This window comes from Paractinoplanes toevensis (assembly GCF_018332695.1).
Classification (GTDB): domain Bacteria; phylum Actinomycetota; class Actinomycetes; order Mycobacteriales; family Micromonosporaceae; genus Actinoplanes; species Actinoplanes toevensis.
Genome location: NZ_BOQN01000205.1, coordinates 1 through 1,444 on the forward strand (window position 1 = coordinate 1; position 1,444 = coordinate 1,444).

Annotated in this window: 1 protein-coding gene; it reads left to right on the top strand. The window is 70.4% G+C overall.

The window, feature by feature from the left end:
* Positions 1-1,371: family 43 glycosylhydrolase (locus Ato02nite_RS50265; RefSeq protein WP_213013846.1), on the top strand; the 1,371-nt coding region annotated here is incomplete at its 5' end.
* Between the last annotated feature and the right edge of the window lie 73 nt (positions 1,372-1,444).

The following is a 1,444-nucleotide window of genomic DNA, read 5'->3' on the forward strand; positions in this document are numbered from 1 at the left end:
GGGGCCGCGGCCGGTGCCGGGATCGCCGGGCTCGCCTCGGCCGGCACCGCTTCGGCGGCCATCCCGAGGACCGACGCCGAGATCTACGGCGTCCCGACCGTTCAGCCGCTGATCAGCCAGCGGGCCGACCCGTTCATCACGCCCCGCACGAACGGGAAGTACTACTTCACCGGCTCCGTCCCGGAGTACGACCGGCTGGTCGTGCGGGGTGCCACCACGATCGCCGGGCTGCCGGCGGCCGAGGAAAAGGTGATCTGGCGGCGGCCGGCCACCGGCAAGATGGCCGGGCATATCTGGGCGCCGGAACTGCACCGGATCGACGGCCGCTGGTACATCTACTTCGCGGCCGGCGACTCGGACGACGTGTTCCGGATCCGCACGTACGTCATGGAGTCGGCGCTGGCCGATCCGACCGACGCGAGCGGCTGGACGCTGAAGGGCCAGTTGCTGACCGAGTGGGACGGCTTCACGCTGGACTCCACGACGTTCTCGCACCGCGGCCGCCGCTACCTGGTGTGGGCGCAGAGCGAGCCGGAGATCGCGGTCAACACGAGCCTCTACATCGCGCGGATGGCCAACCCGTGGACGCTGGCGACCAAGCCGACCCGGATCACCACGCCGACCAAGAGCTGGGAGATCCAGGGCTACAAGGTCAACGAGGGTCCGGCCGTGCTGATCCGCAACGGGCGGGTGTTCCTGACCTTCTCGGCCAGCGCCACCGACGCCCGGTACTGCATGGGCCTGCTCACCGCGGACGCGGACGCCGACCTGCTGGACCGGGACTCGTGGGTGAAGACCCCCGACCCGATCTTCGTCACCAACACCGAGACGTCGCGTTTCGGGCCGGGGCACAATTCGTTCACGGTGGCCGAGGACGGGGTGACCGACGTGCTGGTCTTCCACGCCCGCGACTACCGGGACATCACCGGCGACCCGCTGTACGACCCGAACCGGCACACCCGGGTGCAGAAGGTCTACTGGCATCCGGACGGCACGCCGCTGTTCGGCATCCCGGTCGGCGACGGCGGCCCGATCGTGCGCGTCTCCCCCGCGAACCGGCCGACCGACTTCGTCCGGCACACCGACGACGGGCTGCTCGTGGTGGAGCGGGCGCCGCGCGATCTGGCGGCCACCCAGTTCCGCTTCGAGGCCCGGGACGACGGCACCGAGCTGGTTCGCTCGGTCGACCACCCCAGCCAGTTCCTGCACGTGGACGCCGGAGTGGTCAAGCTGGACGGTGCGGGCACGCCCGTCCGGCGGGAGATCGTCCGCAACGGCGTCAAGATCGCTGTCGTCGGCGGCGGTTACCTGAAGCAGAGCGGCGGAGCGATCTCCGTCGCTCCGGCGGGCACGGTCTTCCGCCTGTCGTAACGCAGAAAAACGGCCCGGCTGCGTCGCAGCCGGGCCGTTCTCGTTGAGTCCTACTCCTCGGTGGCGGTTGCCT